Source organism: Nocardioides sp. SYSU D00038, from assembly GCF_016924665.1.
Taxonomy (GTDB): domain Bacteria; phylum Actinomycetota; class Actinomycetes; order Propionibacteriales; family Nocardioidaceae; genus Nocardioides.
This window is the reverse complement of record NZ_JAFFJT010000023.1, coordinates 158541-176292: the sequence shown is the minus strand read 5'-3', so window position 1 is coordinate 176292 and position 17752 is coordinate 158541. Positions and strand designations below refer to the sequence as shown.

At 74.0% G+C, this 17752-nt stretch carries 12 protein-coding genes; 9 read left to right on the top strand and 3 right to left on the bottom strand.

The window, feature by feature from the left end:
* Nucleotides 1-217: 217 nt before the first annotated feature.
* The 7 genes from JT721_RS13515 to JT721_RS13485 all read left to right on the top strand — a co-directional run bounded on the left by JT721_RS13515 (nt 218) and on the right by JT721_RS13485 (nt 11182).
* A complete protein-coding gene (locus tag JT721_RS13515; RefSeq protein WP_205473664.1) occupies nt 218-2392 on the top strand; it encodes a hypothetical protein in 2175 nt (724 codons plus the stop codon).
* Nucleotides 2393-2467: 75 nt separating this feature from the next.
* Nucleotides 2468-4348 (top strand): choice-of-anchor M domain-containing protein, encoded by a 1881-nt coding sequence (locus JT721_RS13510; protein ID WP_205473663.1) that lies wholly within the window; start codon nt 2468-2470, stop codon nt 4346-4348.
* Nucleotides 4349-4364: 16 nt separating this feature from the next.
* Nucleotides 4365-7019, top strand: a complete 2655-nt coding sequence (locus tag JT721_RS21440; protein ID WP_205473662.1) for a TIGR03773 family transporter-associated surface protein — start codon at nt 4365-4367, stop codon at nt 7017-7019.
* Nucleotides 7016-8569, top strand: coding sequence for an anchored repeat ABC transporter, substrate-binding protein (locus JT721_RS13500; protein ID WP_205473661.1), 1554 nt, complete (start codon nt 7016-7018; stop codon nt 8567-8569). Before JT721_RS21440 ends, JT721_RS13500 begins: the two co-directional genes overlap by 4 nt.
* 26 nt (nt 8570-8595) lie before the next feature.
* Nucleotides 8596-9543 (top strand): choice-of-anchor M domain-containing protein, encoded by a 948-nt coding sequence (locus JT721_RS13495; RefSeq protein ID WP_205473660.1) that lies wholly within the window; start codon nt 8596-8598, stop codon nt 9541-9543.
* Nucleotides 9540-10283 carry an anchored repeat-type ABC transporter ATP-binding subunit gene (locus JT721_RS13490; protein ID WP_205473659.1) on the top strand — a complete coding sequence of 248 codons (744 nt, stop codon included), beginning with the start codon at nt 9540-9542 and terminating at the stop codon, nt 10281-10283. The genes JT721_RS13495 and JT721_RS13490 overlap by 4 nt, the downstream gene beginning before the upstream one ends.
* The gene (locus JT721_RS13485; protein WP_205473658.1) at nt 10280-11182 is read left to right on the top strand and encodes an anchored repeat-type ABC transporter permease subunit; all 903 of its coding nucleotides are present in this window, start codon (nt 10280-10282) and stop codon (nt 11180-11182) included. Before JT721_RS13490 ends, JT721_RS13485 begins: the two co-directional genes overlap by 4 nt.
* On the opposite strand, the gene JT721_RS13480 is transcribed toward JT721_RS13485, so the two are convergent.
* Genes JT721_RS13480 through JT721_RS13470 form a run of 3 tightly spaced genes read right to left on the bottom strand, consistent with a single transcriptional unit; the run spans nt 11176 to nt 13237 of the window.
* On the bottom strand, nt 11176-11592 hold the full coding sequence (locus JT721_RS13480) for a hypothetical protein (protein ID WP_205473657.1): 417 nt from the start codon (nt 11590-11592) through the stop codon (nt 11176-11178). The genes JT721_RS13485 and JT721_RS13480 overlap by 7 nt on opposite strands.
* Nucleotides 11589-12317: a TIGR03943 family protein gene (locus JT721_RS13475; RefSeq protein WP_205473656.1), complete on the bottom strand. Its 729-nt coding sequence runs from the start codon at nt 12315-12317 to the stop codon at nt 11589-11591. Before JT721_RS13475 ends, JT721_RS13480 begins: the two co-directional genes overlap by 4 nt.
* Complete coding sequence (locus tag JT721_RS13470; RefSeq protein ID WP_307828044.1) at nt 12314-13237, bottom strand: permease; 924 nt, start codon at nt 13235-13237, stop codon at nt 12314-12316. The genes JT721_RS13475 and JT721_RS13470 overlap by 4 nt, the downstream gene beginning before the upstream one ends.
* A 244-nt stretch (nt 13238-13481) precedes the next feature.
* Here JT721_RS13470 and JT721_RS13465 point away from each other — a divergent pair, with 244 nt between their 5' ends.
* Together JT721_RS13465 and JT721_RS13460 are read left to right on the top strand one after the other, a co-directional pair.
* Entirely contained in the window at nt 13482-13901 is a 420-nt protein-coding gene (locus JT721_RS13465) for a Fur family transcriptional regulator (RefSeq protein ID WP_205473654.1), read from the top strand.
* Between the two features lie 204 nt (nt 13902-14105).
* Nucleotides 14106-17750, top strand: a complete 3645-nt coding sequence (locus JT721_RS13460) for a hypothetical protein (RefSeq protein WP_205473653.1) — start codon at nt 14106-14108, stop codon at nt 17748-17750.
* Nucleotides 17751-17752 lie beyond the last annotated feature (2 nt).

Here is a 17752-nt window from a genome sequence, read left to right as displayed (position 1 = left end):
AGACACATGCAGAGGAAGGGGAATCGCGCGAGATCCACGCGTCTCCCACGCTGCCCGCCGACCGCTCCGCCGGGCATCGTCCGCGGTCACCGTTCGCGGGCTGGTGCCCACGGACCACGTCGGGCGGGTCCTGGTGCGGTGGCACTAGCCGGCCCGGCTGGACGACCGCGCGACGCTAGGTCATAATGACAACCATTCTCATTTGAACAGAGGTGTCATGCCCTTGCTACGCCGGCCCCGCCCCCGGGTCCTCGTCCTGCTCCTGTCGCTCCTGCTCCCGCCCGGGCTCGTGGTGGGCGTCGTCGACCCGGTCCGCGCCGGTCCGGCGTCGACTGCCTCCGAGGTAATGGCGGGGGAGCCCGTCGTCACCGGGGTGCTCGACTCCTACGCGGTCGGCGACACGCTCCAGGCCTCCGTCTCCGGGGTCGCCCTGGGGGAGGGTCAGAGCTTCCAGTGGCGGCTCCGCCCGGCCGGCAGCACCGGGGGTGGCGCGTCGTTCAGCGGCTCCGGCGGTCAGGCCGCCCAGGGGACGCTCACCCAGCAGGTCGACGCGTCGTACGACGGCTACGAGCTGGCCGTGCGCCTGCGCACCGGGTCGTCCGTCGTGGCGGAGTCGCCCTGGGTGCCCCTCGAGGTCCACACCACCGTCGAGCCCCTGTCGATCGCCTGGACCGGACCGGTGCCGGCGTACGTCGGTGACGACCTCACGGCCGCCGTCACCGGGCGCGCCCTGGCTGCCGGCGAGACCATCCAGGCCGTGCAGCGCACCACCGGTCGGTGGAGCCCGGTCTTCCTCGGCACCCTCGTGGACCGGACGCTGCGCGTGGAGCCCTACACCGCGTTCGACGGCCACTGGGCGGTGCAGGTGGTCCGGGACGGGCTCGTGGTCGCCCAGTCGGCCCCGGTGGCCGTGAGCTGGCAGCGGCGTGAGGTCCTGCTCTCCGGCGCTCGCGGCGTCTACCGCGTCGGGCAGTCCATGGACGTCCGGGCCGAGGTCCATCCCGTCCGACCGGGCCTGCGCTACGAGTGGATCCTGCGCGGGGTCGGCGGCGGTGCCGACGAGACCTTCGACGCCGGCACCGACCCGACCGCACTGCGCTTCACCCGCGACCTGACCCTCGCCGACCACGGACGCACGCTCACCCTCGTCGCGTGGCACACCTACGCCGCCGGGCACACGGCCAACGCCGCCCAGGCCAACCTGGTCGTCAACGTCTCAGCCGCCGATCCCACCGAGCAGCTGTTCTTCTTCAACAGCCTCGGCGACCACTACCACCAGGGCGGCCAGGTCCACCTGCAGCTCGCCGCCGACCCGGAGCCGGCCGCCACCGACACGATCGAGTGGGAGTGGCGCTGGCCGGGTCAGGCGGCCTGGTCGCCGTACGACGGCGCGGCGGGCCTCGAGCGCACCTTGATCGCCGAGCAGGGCCTGCACGGAGTCGAGATCCGGGCGACCCTGCGTCCCGCGAGCGGGGCCACCCCGCTGACCACCGACCCGGTGACCGTCCTCGTCGACGACCACGGGGCTCCGGCCGACCAGAAGGTGACGATCGCTCCTCCGGGCGCCGGGCGCGAGGGCGAGCCCCTGACCCTCAGGGCGACCGTCTCGCCCGCGACCGTGCTCCCCGGGATCCAGTGGTACCGGAAGGGGCCCGACGACGCCGCACCGGTCGCCGTCACCGGTGCCACCGGCGCCGAGCACACCTTCACCGCGACCGCCGCCGACGACCGGACGCAGTGGACCGCTGCGGTCGTCACGCCCACCGGTGAGGTCGCCTACGGCCCCTCGGCGCCGGTGGTGCTCGACGTCGGGCCCGCGGCCGGCGCCGTCGCCTCGCGACTCTCCGCCCCGGGGGTCCGCCAGGTCTACGGCCGCGGCGCCGACCTGCCCGTCACGGTCACGCCCGGCGCCGGCGGTACGGTCTCGGCCGTCGTCGCCGGACGCACGGTCCGGGCCCGGGCGGTCCTGGGGCGGGCCGTCGTCCGCCTGCCGGCCAGGGCGCTGCGTCCCGGGACGCGGTCGCTGACCCTGCGCTACTCCGGGGTCGCCGGCGCGGTGCTGCCCTCGACCACCAGAACGCCGGTCGTGGTCACGCGTGCCGTCGCGCACGTGACGACGACCGCCCGGGCGCGCGTCGTCCGTGCTGGCGGGACCGCCGTCGTGAAGGTCCGGGTCCGAGTTCCGGGGGTGCCGGCCCGCGGGCGGATTCGGGTCACCTTCGCCGGACGCACCGTGACCGCACGCCTCGACACCCGGGGCAGGGCGACGGTGCGGGTTCCGGTGGCCGGTGAAGCGCGGCCGGGCCGGCGGGTGGTCCGGGTCGTGCGCCCCGGAGACCACCTGGTCGCCCGGGCCGTCGACCGCTCCCTGCTCCTGCGCATCGCCCGCTAAGTCGAATTGATAACCATTTTCATCAAATGGCATGCTGCTCCCGCGTGGGAGCACTGCCCACGACGAAGGAGAACCATGAAGAACCCGTTGCGGCTGCTCGTTGCTGCCGCGCTCGCCACCGGTGCGCTGGTGGCCGGCACCTCACCAGCAGTGCAGGCCGCCCAGGCCGAGCGACCGTTCGTCCTCGACGACGGCCACATCGACCTGTTCGACGTGGTCTACGACCCGGGGGCCAGCGGCCTGCGGCTGCAGGTCCGTGACGACACCGGTCTCTACGCACCCGGACCGGTCACCCGGGCCCCCGAGGACGTGACGGTCCAGGCCGACGCCGAGGCGGCCGAGTTCGTCACGCCGTCCACCCCGCCGGCGGCGTGCGGGTGCCCCTTCTTCGGCGAGCAGGGCACGGTGACCTGGGTGCTTCCCTTCACCCAGGAGGCGGGCCTGCCCTGGGCGGGGTGGAGCACCGAGCGCCTCAAGCCGAGCCTCCCGCAGGGCACCACGCTGCCCGAGAGCGGCACCCCGGTCGAGATCGAGCTCGACATCGACGGCCCGGGCGACGTCCACCTCTACCAGTGGAGCGCCTTCGGCTCCGTCACCAACCACCAGGTCGACACCACCTCGGCCGCGCCCGACGTGATCAAGGTCGGGGTCAACCAGCACGTCCACGGTGAGTGGCTCTTCACCGAGCAGGGCAGCTACTCGATCACCGCCACCCCGCGGGCCACCACCACCGGTGGCCAGACGCTGACGGGTCCGCCGGCCAGCTACCACGTGCAGATCGGTGCCGAGGAGCCGACCCTCGACCTCGCCGTGACGCCCAACCGGGCGGGTGCGGAGTACCTCTACGGCCAGGGGATCACGCTCACCGCGGCCCCCAGCGAGGCGACCGAGCTCGACCACTACCACTGGTTCGTCAAGCGAGCGGGCGAGAGCGAGTTCTCCGTCAGCGAGCGCTCGACCACCCAGGAGCTCAAGCTGCCGACCTCGATGGTGTGGGACGGCGCGCAGGTCTACGCCAGCCTCTACGACGACGAGCACCGGGTCGTGGCGTCCTCCCAGCCTCTGACGCTCTCGGTGGAGACGCTGCCCCCGGTCACGACGCTCACGGCGGCGGCCGACAAGGCGTCGTACACCGTCGGGGAGACCGTGCAGCTGTCCTCGACCCAGCAGCCGCCCACCGGCGAGGACCACTTCCACTGGTACGTCCGCAAGCCGGGCGAGGAGTTCTTCACCTACATCCCCGGCTCCGACGCGGCCTCGGCGACGCTGCCCGTCACCGCCGAGCACGACGGGGCCGAGGTGGCGGTCCGGCTGTTCGACCACGACCACGCCGTGATCGCGGAGTCCGCCCCGCTCACCCTCGACGTCCGTGACCCCGCCCCCGCCGCCACGACCACGGCGGTCCGGCTGAGCCGCGCCACCCAGTCCTACGGCGCCACCGGCCCGGTCCGGGCCACGGCGACCGTGGCCGGCGAGGGGGTCACCGGCACGGTGACCTTCCGCAGCGGTGCCCGGGTGCTGGCGTCCGGCGTCGGCGTCTCCGCCCAGGGCACCGCCACGGCGACGCTGCCGCGCGACCTGCCCGCGGGCCGTCACCAGGTGGTGGCCTCGTTCGTGCCGGGAGCGACCTCGCTCGGTGCGAGCACCTCGCCCCCCGTGGTGCTGCGCGTCACCAAGGCCGCGACCCGCACCCGCGCCACCGCGCCGCGGCGGGTCCGTGCCGGTGCCCGCGCCACGGTGCGGGTGGTCGTGGGGGCGCCGCTCCCGGCGAGCGGCAAGGTCGTCGTGCGCAAGAGCGGCCGGGTCGTGGGCACCGCGCGTCTCGACGCCCGCGGTCGTGCCGGCGTGAGGCTGTCCCGCCTGCGGCCCGGTCTGCACCGCCTGGTGGTGGCCTACCCCGGTGGCGCCAACCACCGCTCGAGCCGCGCGGCCGTGACGATCCGCGTCGTCCGCTGACCCGGAGAAGGACCAGATGAGATCGACCGCTCCGTCCCGCCCCCTCCTCCGTCTCGTCACCGCGCTCGGCCTCGTCGTCGTGGGCAGCGCCACCGGCGTCGCCCGCGCCGACGCCGCGGTGCACGAGCTGCGGGACGGAGCGGTCACCCTTCTCGACGTCCAGGCCGGCACGGGCGCGCTGCGCGTGCTGGCGGACGGTGCGGCACACGCCCCCGACGAGGTGGTCGTCCGGGTCGACGGCGACCTCGCCCGGGCCGGCGACGCCGGGTACGTCCTGCCGGCCGCCTCCACGGTCGGCCTCCCCACGTTGGGCTGGAGCACCTGGGGGCTGCCCGTCGAGCAGGTGGCGCAGGTCGACGTCGACCTGGTGGTCGACGGACCCGGCCGGGTCGTGGTCGTGGAGGACGACCCGACCGACCCGACCGATGCGCAGCGGCTCGTGGTCGACACCGGGGACGAGGAGGCCGACCGCCTCGAGCTCGGGGCGGCGTCGTACGGGTGGCAGGAGTGGCGGTTCGCCGAGCCGGGCCGCTACGCCGTGGAGGCCACCGCGCACCTCCTCGCGCCGGACGGCGCCCGCACGACCGGCCCGGCCGCTCGCTACGTCGTCGAGGTCACCCCGACCGGACCCACACCCACGTCCACACCCACATTCACGCCCACACCCGGCCCGCACCCGGACGCCGGGCCTACCCCGGCCCCCTCCCCGCCGCCGGCCCGCGGACCCGCGGCCGCGGCGAGCACCTGCACCGTGCCCGGGCTGGCCGCCGACGCCGAAACCGTCGCCGACGGACACCTCGACTTCGGGGTGCAGGTCGTCGACGGACAGCTTCGCTCGCGGATCAAGGACGACCGCACCCAGCCGCCGAGCTGGCGCGCCCCGTCCTCCGTCCTCGTGGCGCTGGGCGACGCCGCCCGTGCGCAGGTGCCGCCCGGCGACGCCCACGCCTTCCTCGGCACGCCGGGCAGCACGGTCTGGAACATCGGCCAGACCCAGCAGGACGGCGTCCCGTGGCTCGGCTGGAACACCCAGCACCCCAGCGTGGTCGCCCAGGTCGACGGCACCACGACCTGGCGCCTCGATGCCGTGGACGGCCCCGGTCAGCTCTTCGTCCACCAGCTCGGCGCGTTTGGCAGCGTCACCCGGGTGCTGGGCACGGCAGCGGGGTGGCCACGTCAGCTGTCGATCCCGCGCAACACCCACGCCCACGCCACCTGGTCGTTCACGAGGCCGGGCACGTACCGGGTCGCGACCACGCACAGCGCGCGGCTGACCTCCGGTCGCACGGTCACCTCCAGCTCGACGCTGTTCTTCCAGGTGGGCCCCTGCCAGCAGGGGGCGCGGCCCACCGCTCCGGTGGCCCCGTCGGTGCTCGTGGCGGCCGACCGGCTGGTCGCCGCGAACAGGGGTGGGGTGGTGGCGACGCCGCGCACGGTCGCCGCCGGTGACCGGCTCTCGCTGCGGGTGCCGGCCGCCGAGCCCGGCAGCTGGGCGATGCCGGTGCTGGCGAGCCGCGGGCAGCGCCAGCTCGGCTGGCGGACCGCCGGTGCCGCGCGGTCGCTGGTCGACGTGCGCGTGCCTCCCGGCACTCCGGCGGGCCGGCACCGGCTCGCCGTCTACGCCAGCGACCGGCTGCTCGGCTGGGCGCCGGTGACCGTGGCTCGCAACGCCTCGGGCAACCCGGGCAGCTCGGGCAACTCGGCGGGCGGACCCGCCTCGAACCCGTCGGCGCCGCCGGCGCCGTCCGCGGCGCGTGGGCCCGGCGCGCCGCCGGCGCCGCAGGCCCCGGTCTGCGTGCCCGCGCCGACCGCCAGCGGCGCCGAGGGCTCGGCCGGCGGAGCCCAGGAGCCGACGGGACGGCAGACCCCGGTGAGCGACGGACACTTCGACTTCGGCGCCGAGATCGCCGGGGGAGCGCTGGTCGCCCGGGTCAAGGACGACCGCACCCAGCCGCCGAGCTGGGTGGTGCCGGAGTCGGTGCGCTTCGTGCTGGATGAGGGCGCCCGCCAGCAGGTGCCGGCCGGGTCGGCGTACGCCTTCCTGGGCAGTGCGGGGTCGCCGATCTGGCTGATGCCGCAGACCCAGGCCTCGGGAGTCCCGTGGCTGGGCTGGAACACCCAGCACCCGACCGTCCGGTCCGAGGTGCGGGGGCCGGTGCGGTTCACCCTCGACTCGGTGACCGGTCCGGGCCGGCTGGCGATCTACCAGACCGACTCCTTCGGCGGGGTGGGCGACAAGGTGCTCGGCACGGCGCCCGGCTTCCCGCGCTCGTTCGACGTGCCGCTCAACGTGCACGCCCACGCCAACTGGGTCTTCACCGAGGCGGGCAGCTACGACGTCACGCTCACCCAGTCCGCGACCCTGGGCGACGGCCGACGGGTCTCGGACCAGGCGACCTTGTCGTTCACGGTCGGCGCCGGTGCGGGTACCGCCGGACGCGCCGCCCCGGCCTGGTCGCGCGTCCAGGCGAGCCCGTCCGCGACGACCAGTGCGGAGCCGTCGCCGACGGGCGCCCCTTCCGCGCCGCCCGTGCACCGGTCGGCCGTCGGGTGCGTGCTGCCCGACACGGGTGCTCCGGCCGGGCTGGTCCCCTTGGCGGCGGCCGCCCTGGTGTCGGTCGCCGGCGGCCTGGGGCTGCTGGTCCTGGCCCGCAGGAGACGGTCGGCGTGAGGCGGGTGACCGCCGCCGCGGTGGGGGTGGTCGCCGCCTGCCTGGTGACCGCCTGCGCCCCACCGCCGGCGCTGTCCGACCGCAGCGACCGGCTCCAGGTGGTGACCACCACCGGACTGCTCGCCGACATCGTCGGCGAGGTGGGCGGCGACGACGTGGACGTGGTGCCGATCGTCCCCGACGGGGCCGACCCGCACTCCTACGAGCCGACGCTGCGCCGCGCCCGCGACGTGGTCTACGCCGACGTGGCCTTCAGCAACTACCTGCTGCTCGAGGAGCACAACGTCATCAAGACCCTCGACGCCAACCTGCCCGAGGACGCCGTCAACGTCTCCCTGGCCGAGGACGCCGTGAAGTACGCAGCCGAGATCATCCCGATGGTGGAGAAGGTTAACCTCGACACGATCTGGCTCGGGTTGCGCGCCGCTGGGCAGGGTGAGCGCTACGGCGCCAGCCGCGTCTCCGACGTGCTGCTGAGCGCGACCGGGCTGGAGGGCCCGGGCCGGATGGTCGGCTACCTCACCGGGTCCTTCGGCGACCCCGAGGTCTACTTCGACAGCGGTGACGGCTTCGACGCCGCCGACGGCTGGCGCGACGACACCGCGGTGCTACCGGTCGACGCCCACACGCACATGTCGTGGATGTTCAGCGAGCCCGGCACCTACCGGCTCCACCTCGCCGCACGGATCCAGGTCGACGAGCAGACCGCCTCCGAGCCGGTCGCCGAGGCGACCTTCACCTTCGCGGTGGGGGTGCCGCCCGCGGCGGCGGTGCCCGGCCGCACCGTGCTCGACCACGGTCACGCCGACCTGTCCGTCGACCTCGACGCCGGCACGCTCGGGGTCCGCCACGACCCGAGCGGCGGCGGCGAGGCCACCCAGCGGTCGTTCGCCGCCGAGGAGGTCGTCATCGACGTACCGGCCAAGGCGCTCGTGGAGATCCCGTCCGACCGCCGCCTGGCCTTCCTGGGCGAGCCTGGCACACCCGTGCACCAGCTCGCCCAGGCCGTGCTGGGCAAGCACGTCCACGGCGAGATCGACCCCCACCTGTGGCAGGACGTCGGCAACGTGATGGCCTACGTCGAGCTCATCCGCGACACCCTGGTCGCCGCCGACCCCGACCACGCGCTCGACTACCGCCGGCGCACCAACGCCTACCTCGCCGAGCTCGAGGAGCTCGACGACCACGTCCGCAGCACCATCGCCGAGGTCCCGGAGCACCGGCGCTACCTCGTCACCACCCACGACGCCTTCGCCTACCTGGGCCACGCCTACGACGTCGAGATCGCCGGGTTCGTCACCCCGCACCCCTCGGCGGAGCCGTCGCTGGCGGACCGGCGCAAGCTGGTCGCGACGATCCGCGACCTCGACGTGCCGGCCGTGTTCCTCGAGCCCGGCCTCGCCGCCCGGGCGCCCGTGCTGACCCAGGTCGCCGACGAGGAGGGCGTCGACGTCTGCCCGATCTACGGCGACACCCTCGACGACCGGGTCTCGTCGTACGTCTCGATGATGCGCTTCAACGCCGAGTCGCTCCGTCGCTGCCTGTCCTGACCCCCACACCCTTCTGAGAGAGACCGATGCCGTCCTTCCTGTCCCGTGTCCTGCCGCTCGCAGCACTGCTGCTGCTCCCTGCGGCCCCGGCGTCCGCGGACGACCTGTCCCAGCAGATCGACGAGGGCCAGGCCGTCGCCGAGGGCCCGGCCGTGCTGGAGCTGGGCCACGTCGACCTCGGCCCCCGCTACGTCGACGGCGACTGGTCGCTCATGATCCACGACGACACCAAGGTCGAGGGCTCGGTGTGGCGCTCGCCCGACCGCACCGTCGTCAGGGTGGCCGACACCGCCGAGCGCGAGGTGCCGGACGACCCCGCCTACGCCTTCCTCGGCGTGCCGGCCGGGCAGCCGGTGCACGTCGTGCCCCAGACCCAGGACACCGAGGTGGTGTGGCTGGGCTGGAACACCCAGGACCCCCAGGTGATCGAGCGCGTCGATCGCGGCGTCACGCTCTCGCTCGCCGCGGTCGAGGGTCCCGGCGAGCTCCTCGTCTACCTGCAGGACGGCGGCTTCGGCGCCCCCGACGTGCTCTGGGACTCGCGGGCGACGGGGCAGCCCCAGGACCTCTTCGTCGACGTCAACACCCACACGCACGCCAACTGGGTGTTCACCCGTCCGGGCACCTACCTGGTCTCGGTGACGGCGAGCGCCACCCTGGTCGACGGGTCCGAGGAGACGACCACCCGCACGCTCCGGTTCGCGGTGGGCGACGAGACCGATCCCCAGCAGGCGCTGGCGGTCCCGCCGCCCCCTGCCGAGGGTGCTGCCGACGACCCGACCGACCCCGCCGACGACCCGGCCGGCGCCGTGACCGCGGACCCGGAGGGCTCGGCCGCGTCCGACGACGAGGGCGGCCTGCCGGTGCTCGTGCCGGTCGCGGCCGGCGCGCTGGTGCTGGCGCTGCTCGCCGGGCTGGTCGTGGTGCGCGGACGGCGCGCGCGGGCCGCGGCGCTGACGGGAGGCGACCGGTGATCCTCGAGATCCGCGGCCTGGCCGTCGACCTGGGCGGCCGCGGGGTGCTGCGCGACGTCGACCTGCGCGTCTCCTCCGGCGAGCTGGTCGGGCTGATCGGCCCCAACGGCGCGGGCAAGACCACGCTGCTGCGCGCGGTCCTGGGGCTGACCCCGACCCGCGCCGGGTCGGTGTCGGTGGACGGCGACCGGGTGCGACCGCGTGCCGGGACCGTGGGCTACGTCCCGCAGCGCCACGAGCTCGACTGGTCGTTCCCCGTGTCGGTGGAGCAGGTGGTGCTGACCGGCCGCACCGGCGCCTGGCGACCGGGGCGGCGGCCCCGGGTCGAGGACTGGCGCGCGGTCGACCGGGCGCTGGAGCTGGTCGAGATGCAGCACCTGCGCCAGCGCCAGGCGGGCCAGCTGTCGGGTGGTCAGCGGCAGCGGGTGCTGGTCGCGCGGGCGCTCGCCCTCGACCCCGGTGTGCTGCTGCTCGACGAGCCTTTCACCGGCCTCGACCTGCCGACCCAGGAGTCGCTGCTGGTGATGCTCGGCGGCCTGGCGGCCGCGGGCCGCGCCGTGGTGCTCACCACCCACGACATCGCCTCGGCGCTGTACACCTGCCACCGGGTGGTGCTGCTCAACCGCACCGTCGTGGCCACCGGCACCGCCTCCGAGCTGCGACACCGCACCGAGGTGTGGACCCGGACCTTCGGGGTCGGGCCCGACAGCCCGTTCCTCTCCGTCGTCAGGGCCTCGTGATGTCACCCCTCGACTTCCTCGGCGACCTGCTCAACCCCGACCTGCGCTTCCTGCCCAAGGCCCTGGCCGTGGCGGTGATGTCGTCGGTGGTGTGCGGCGTCGTGGGATGCCACGTGGTCCTGCGCGGGATGGCGTTCATCGGGGACGCGGTGGCACACGCGGTCTTCCCCGGCCTGGCGATCGCCTTCGTCGTGTCCGGCAACCTGATCGTCGGGGGCATCGTCTCCGGGGTGCTGACCGCCGTGCTCATCGCGGTCTTCAGCCAGGGCGGACGGTTGCGCGAGGACTCCGTCATCGGGGTCTTCTTCGTCGCGGCGTTCGCGCTCGGGGTCGTGATCATCTCCCGGGCACCGGGCTACGCGGGATCGCTCCAGCAGTTCCTCTTCGGCTCGTTGGCCGGCGTGCCCGACCGCGACCTCGTCGTGATCGGCGCAGTGGGGCTGCTCGTGCTCGCCGTGCTCCTGGTCGTCCACCACCCCCTCGTGACCGTGTCCCTCGACCGCGAGATGGCCCGGGCGCTGGGGCTGCCGGTCTTCGTCTACGACCTGGTCCTCTACGTCCTCGTCACGCTCGCGGTGGTGATCTCGGTGCAGACCATCGGCAACGTCCTGGTGCTGGCCCTGCTCGTGGCCCCCGCCGCGACGGCGCGGCTGCTGACGGACCGGCTGGTGGTGATGATGGTCGTCTCGCCGGTCATCGGAGCGGTGTCGGCGCTCGTCGGCATCTACGTGTCGTGGACCTGGGACCTACCGGTGGGCGGGACCATCGTGCTCGTGCTCGCCGCCGCGTTCCTGGTCGCCTGGCTGGTGGCGCCCCGGCACGGGCTCCTCGCCCGGTCGGGACGGCTGCCGGCGGCGGACGACGAGCGCGCGGTGCTGGTGACCAGCGCCGTTCAGTAGGTCGCCGGGCAGGCCGTCTCGAGGAACCGCGAGAACTCCGCGAGCTCCACCGTGGTGGCCTGCGAGGGCTCGCCGAGCAGACCGGCGACGAAGCCCTCGAGCCCGGCTCGGATGGGCTCCGGCACCGGCAGGGCCGAGCCGAGCTCCCGGACCTGCCGGGCGGCCTCCTCGACCTCCCGGCGCGAGACCTCCGTGCCGTTGGCCAGGTTGTTGGCGTGGGTGACCGCCATCCGCTCGAAGGCGGGGCAGAAGGTCTCGATGCTGGTGACCGGCGGTGGGCTCGACGGCTCTGCCGCGCCCGCGCCGGCGTCGTCCTCGCCGGGGTCGCGCACCAGGAGCGCAGCCACGACGACCCCGCAGGCCACGACGCCGAGCACTGTCCGACGGACCAGCCGCTCGAGCGCGCTCACTCGTAGGTCTGTCGCGGCTTGTCGACCGGGGTCACCTCGCTGGCGGCCATCACCGGAGCCGAGTCCATCGAGGAGCCGGACCCCTCGACGTAGCGACCGACCACGGAGACCCACTGGTCGCGCGGCGGACGGTCGGCGTCCCGGACCTCCACCCGGAAGGCGAGCGCGTCGGCGGCGCAGCAGCCCAGCGTCAGCCGGGTGACGAACCACGCGTCCTCCTCGTGGGTGACGAAGCCGACGAGCTCGACATCGCGCTCGACCAGCGTCGTGCCGCCGCTCTGGGCCCGCCAGACGAACTCCTGGACCGGGATGGCCACGACCCCGCCGTCCTGGAGCGGCTGGAGGTCGCCGGGCGCGGCGGCCGCGGCCTGGTTCGCCCTGCGCTCGGCGAGGTACGAGCCGAGCTCGGGCGGGTAGATCGTGAAGAGCACCAGGCCCGGGAGCAGGATCAGCCACGCCGAGGCCGGCACGCCGTGGGCTCCGTGGTCATGGCCGTGGCCGTGGCCGTCGTCCCCGGCGTGCGGGTCGCCGTCCGGCTGCCGCCCGTCCTGCCCGCGGCCGGCGAGGACCGGCCCGATCGCCAGGAGCAGGAGCAGCACGCCGCTCGCGATGAGCGGCCACCGCATCCACGCGGTGACGTAGCGCAGGTAGCCGTCGCCCAGCGCGAGGCGGAGCAGCACCGCACCCAGGAAGGCCAGGACGATGCCCTGGGTCGGACGAGTCACAGCAACCACCATCCCGTCAGGCTCGCCGCGACCACGGCCGTGCCGATCACCACCGGCACGAACTGGCGGGCGAACGCCCCGCCGAACTGCCCTGCCTCCATCGCCGCGAGCTTCACGTCCATCGCCGGCCCGACCACCATGAACACGAGCTTGGCGGTGTCGGAGAAGGCGGTGAAGCTGGCCGCGACGAAGGCGTCGGACTCGGAGCAGAGGGCGACGACGAAGGCGAACAGGGCCAGGGTGACAACGCCCAGGACCGCCTGGCCGGCCACGGTGTCGACCCAGCTGCGCGGGACGAAGCTGTTGACGGCGGCAGCCAACCCGGCGCCGACGACCAGGAAGCCGCCCGCGTGCAGGAAGTCGTGGCGCACGGTGGCGACGAACCGCCCCCGCGCGCTGGCCCCCTCCGAGAGCATCGGCGCGGTGCGTCGCACCGGCAGCCGGTCACCACGCGAGAGGCACCACCAGCCCACCAGGACGGCGGTGGCCAGCGAGGCCGCGAAGCGGGCCGCCACCATCTCGTGCTGGCCGGGGAACGCCACGGCGGTGGAGACGAGCACGGCGGGGTTGATCGCGGGTGCGGCCAGCAGGAAGGTCAGGGCCACGGCGGGCGCCACCCCGCGTCGCATCAGGCTGCCGGCGATCGGGACGGCGGCGCACTCGCACCCCGGGAGGCCGACGCCGGCGACGCCCGCCACCGGCACGCCGAGCACCGGGTTGCGGGGCACCACCCGTCGCAGCACCCGCTCCGAGAGGAGGATGGAGATGGTGGCCGAGAGCAGCACCCCGGCCACCAGGAAGGGCACCGACTGCACGACGATGGCGACGAAGATCGTGCTCCAGGTCTGAAGGCTCGCGACCTCCAGGCGGGGCGCGATCCAGCTGCCGGCTAGCATCACCCCCAGCAGCGTTCCGCCCACGATCTCCGGCTGCCCGAGCACGGGTCTCGGCGGAGTCCCCGGGGGGACGGTGGTGCGGCTCTCGGACGTCGCCATGGCTCCTCGGATTCGTCGGACTGAGGCCCATTATCGATAGGAACGACCGAAATGCCACGCACGCCGCGCGGCGGTGTGGACGGCGACCCGATGCGGGCCGCGGAGGGGCGCGGCCGGCCCCGGTGCGGCGGACGTCCGGGGGGCACCCGGCGCGGGGTAAGTTTCCCCCGTGACCGACAGTCGTCCCCGGAGCGCCGCCCCGCGACAGCGGCAGACCCGACAGTGGCAGGTGCTGCAGGCCGAGCTCAGGGCCACCGACGACTTCCGCAGCGCCCAGGACATCCACGCCGCCCTGCGGCAGCAGGGCGAGACGGTCGGGCTGGCCACCGTCTACCGCACCCTGCAGACGCTGGTCGACGCGGGCGAGGCCGACCAGGTGCAGACCGATGCCGGCGAGGCCGTCTACCGCCTGTGCAGCCCGACCCACCACCACCACCTCGTCTGCCGCCAGTGCGGTCGCACGGCCGAGATCGAGGGCCCGGCGGTCGAGCGCTGGGCCTCCAAGGTCGCCGAGGAGCACGGGTTCGTCGACGTGCGGCACACCGTGGAGCTCTTCGGCCTCTGCGCCTCCTGCAGCCGCGCCTCCTAGCCGGGCGCGGGCGCTGCGCTCGTGGCAATGGCACCTTCGGGCTATTGAGCCGGTCTGGACCACGGCCCACCATCGACGGTGGGGGTCGATATGCACGCAATGGTCAGGACGTTGGTCGCGACGGTTTCCGTCGCCCTCGTGACGGGCGTCCTCACGGCGTCCCCGACGACATCGGCGGTGGCCGCGGGGCCGGACGATCCCGTGGTGCTCACGACGATCCCGGGTTTCACGGTGGAGGGGACGCCGGTCTCCGGCACGACGTGGACCTGGGACCCCGTGACGACGCAGACCGACGTCGTGATCGGCGACGTGCCGCTCCCGCCGCAGTGCACCGGCATCCCGGGCGAGGACGCGCCCGAGGACGTGCGGCTGTGCATCGGCGAGACCTACGTCAAGCAGCAGCTGGGCACCGGCACCACCGTGCCCGAGCCGTTCATCGAGACCGTCGGCATGGGCGGCTCCAACGGCTTCTTCCGGCCCAACCTCGCGTGGCTGGAGGAGGAGGCGGTCGACGCGATCAACGTGCTGCACGGCACCGACGACCCGGACATCCTGAGGAGCTACCTCCGCGGCGAGATCCGGGCCTACATCCTGGCGCGGCTCAACAGCATCCTGAACCTGCGCCTCTACGACCCCGAGCGGATGACCTCCGACGAGCGGCGGACCTACGACGACCTGGTGCGGTTCCTCGTCTCGCGGGAGGTCGCCCGCGCCAAGAACGCCCTCGCCGAGTACGAGCGGTGGGAGAAGGACCCCTGCAGCTACCCGATCCCGCCGCGGCCCAACACCGAGGTGCCGCTGTTCACCAACCCGGCCAACACGGCGGCGCGCTGCAACCGGGCCTACGGCTACCAGCAGATGTTCGAGTACGCCAAGAACCCGCCCTCGGTCGAGGCGTTCGAGGCGTGGGGCACCTACCGCCACCCCACGCCGATGCTCCAACACGCCACCCACCCAGAGGTCAGGAAGATGGCCGCCGGGATGGACTACGGGGTGGCGACCCTCTACGGCATGGGGGGCAGCGTGCTCGGCGCCGGGGTCGCGGCCACGATCACCGCCGCCACGCCGAGGCTCTCCGGCGCCGTGCAGAAGGCGCTGTCGCCCTACACCCGCTCGTACTTCGACGTGGAGAACGTGACCCAGACGATCAAGGTCGTCAGCAAGGCGGTCCGCGGGGCGACCCTGGTCTTCGGCATCGTGGGGGCCGTCCTCGACGTGCTCATCACCACCGCGATCGCGATCTGGCAGCTGGTCGAGGAGGCCACGGTGCCTCAGACGTTGCGGCAGCGCCACGAGCAGGCGGCCCAGAACGACGACCCGCTCGGGATCGACGCGCTGGCACCCTCCTACGCCGGCCTCGACATGGAGACGGGCGAGCGACCCGAGGGCGCCCCGGCGCCGTTCCACCAGACCCCGGCGTTCCAGGAGCAGCTGCGCGGCATCGTCAGCGAGTGGACGATGTTCGAGGGCGGCAAGGTGCGACCCGACCCCGAGACGGGTCACGACGACGTGCTGCCGGACGACGGCGACGTCTGGTTCGACGACGGCCCCGAGGACGGCAGCACGCTCCCGGTGTCGACCGCCGTGGTGGCGGCCAACGACGAGACGACGACCGGCCAGCCGGTCATCTCCCGCAAGGTCCACTTCAGCCGTGGCCACCTGATGGTGGCCCCGAGCGTGCCGGGCGGGTGGGGCACCGCGAGGCCGCAGGGCTCGGTGCGCTACGAGATGCCGGACGGCACCCCGGCCCTCATGTCGATCCGGCTCATCGACCCGGACGGCGCCGGCCCGCAACCTCCTCAGCGGCGGTTCGTCATCACCGAGCTCGGCGAGGAGCGGAGCGATCCCTACCTCACCGACGAGTGGCTGGTGAAGAGCTTCGGCAACGAGCCGCAGACCTACCGGCTCGTCGACGCCCACCCCCGGGTGCAGCCGGCACTGAGCGTGGTCCCGACGCTCCAGGGCGCACTGCTCCCCGGCCGCGACGTGGTGCTGCGTGCCCACGCCAGCCAGGCCGTTCCGGTCGGCCACGCCTACCGGTGGCGGGTCGACCGGCTCGACGACGAGGGCCGGCCCACGACGATCCAGACCCACGCGCAGCCGGCGTTCGTCACCGACTTCGACGAGCCCGGCGACTACCGCGCCGTCGTCGAGCTGGTCGACCTGGACGACCAGGAGGTCACGGCCACGGGCTTCATCGAGTTCACCGTGGCGGTGCCCAACGTCGAGGTCGTCAAGGCGGAGCTGGTCGACGAGCGGCTGACCCACGACGGCAACCTGTTCGTCGACCTCGAGCTCGCCCAGGACACCCCGGGCGACACCTTCGACGTGCAGATCGAGTGGGCCGACGACAACCGCGGCAACCGGGTGGTCCGCGACTACACCGTCACCTGCCAGGACCTCGGCGACGGCGGGTGCCTCACCCAGCCGCTCACCCAGGGTCCGCCCTCGGCGCCGACCAACCAGAACTGGAGCGCCTCGCCGGTCTTCAAGCTCCCCGAGGACCAGTCGTTCCTCGAGGACGTGACGGTCACGATCACCAACTCCTACGGCTACCGCACCACCCAGAGCTTCAAGATCGACGGCGAGCACCGGGCGACGTACGACGACCGCACGCCGTACACGCGGATGCCGGTGGGCGTCCACAGCGAGGTGGTGATCACCAGGGTCAAGCCGTCGGAGGTGATCCCCGACGCCACCATCGGGATCGCACCGTTCATCGGAGAGATCGCCGACCAGCTTCCCGCCGGGCTGACCCCGGCGGTCGACGGCCCGGACGACCAGGGCCGGTACACGCTCTCGGTGGTCGGCAAGCCGGAGACGGCCGACCTGGGCCTCTACTCCTTCTACTTCCCGGTCGACCAGCTCTCCGGCGGGATCTCGCTGCCCGAGAGCCGACCCGCGCCGGCCCAGGCCGTGCTGGCGATCGTGCCGACCCTCCTGGAGGGCTACCGCGCGATCCTCTCGGGCGTCCCCTCCGGCGACACGAACGTGATCACCCGGACGGGCTTCCCCGAGTGGGTCGTGCAGGTGCCCTACGAGCCGTCGCTCGACGCCGCCGACCCCACGGCCGAGCCCGGCTTCACCGGCACCGTCGTCTGCGACCTGCAGAGTTCGGGACAGCAGGTGCCCGGCTTCCCCAAGCCGTGCGCGGTGGACCAGCCGTTCCCGTTCCCGGCCGGCGCGCCCGACGGCGACTGGGAGGTCAGCGTGCACGTCGAGACCGCCGGTCCCGAGCCGGTCGACCCGACGCCGTACACCCGCGGCCTCACCACCCGGGTGCTGCGGGCCACGCTGAGCCGCGACGGCGCCCGGTCCGACGCGCTGACCGAGATGCTCCGGCTGAAGGTCAGCGACATCCTCGGCAACGTCGACAACCCCACCGGCCCCGTCTCCACGCCGTACTCCTCGCGCGGGTTCCAGGTCACCTGCCGCTTCGGCACCGCCGCCGCGACCCGCTGCCTCGACTCGGGCACCCAGCAGGTGCTCCGGACCCCCGGCCCGCACCGGGTCGTGGTCCGGGTACGCGCCCCCGACGGCACGACCATCGAGCGCCAGCTCGCCTGGACCGTCGCCACCCCGCCCCGGAGGCTGCAGGTCCGGGCCCCCGGCACCGCCCGGGCCGGGGACAAGGTGCGGGTGCGGGTCGGCGGCCTGCTCCCCGGGGAGCGGTTCACCGCGACGTTCCTCGGCAGGAGGGTGCGCGGCGTCGCGACCGCGCGCGGCACCGCGGTGGCCCGATTCACCGTCGGCAAGCGGGTCCGCGGAGTGAAGAAGGTGACCGTCCGCGGCGCTACCAAGCAGCGGGTCGGCTCCGACCGGGTCCGGGTGGTCGTCCGCCGGCGCTGAGG

Excerpts from the sequence above, each read along its gene's own strand:
- JT721_RS13510 (WP_205473663.1), top strand. The coding sequence starts at position 2,468 with ATGAAGAACCCGTTGCGGCTGCTCGTTGCTGCCGCGCTCGCCACCGGT.
- JT721_RS21440 (WP_205473662.1), top strand. The coding sequence starts at position 4,365 with ATGAGATCGACCGCTCCGTCCCGCCCCCTCCTCCGTCTCGTCACCGCG.
- JT721_RS13515 (WP_205473664.1), top strand. The coding sequence starts at position 218 with ATGCCCTTGCTACGCCGGCCCCGCCCCCGGGTCCTCGTCCTGCTCCTG.
- JT721_RS13495 (WP_205473660.1), top strand. The coding sequence starts at position 8,596 with ATGCCGTCCTTCCTGTCCCGTGTCCTGCCGCTCGCAGCACTGCTGCTG.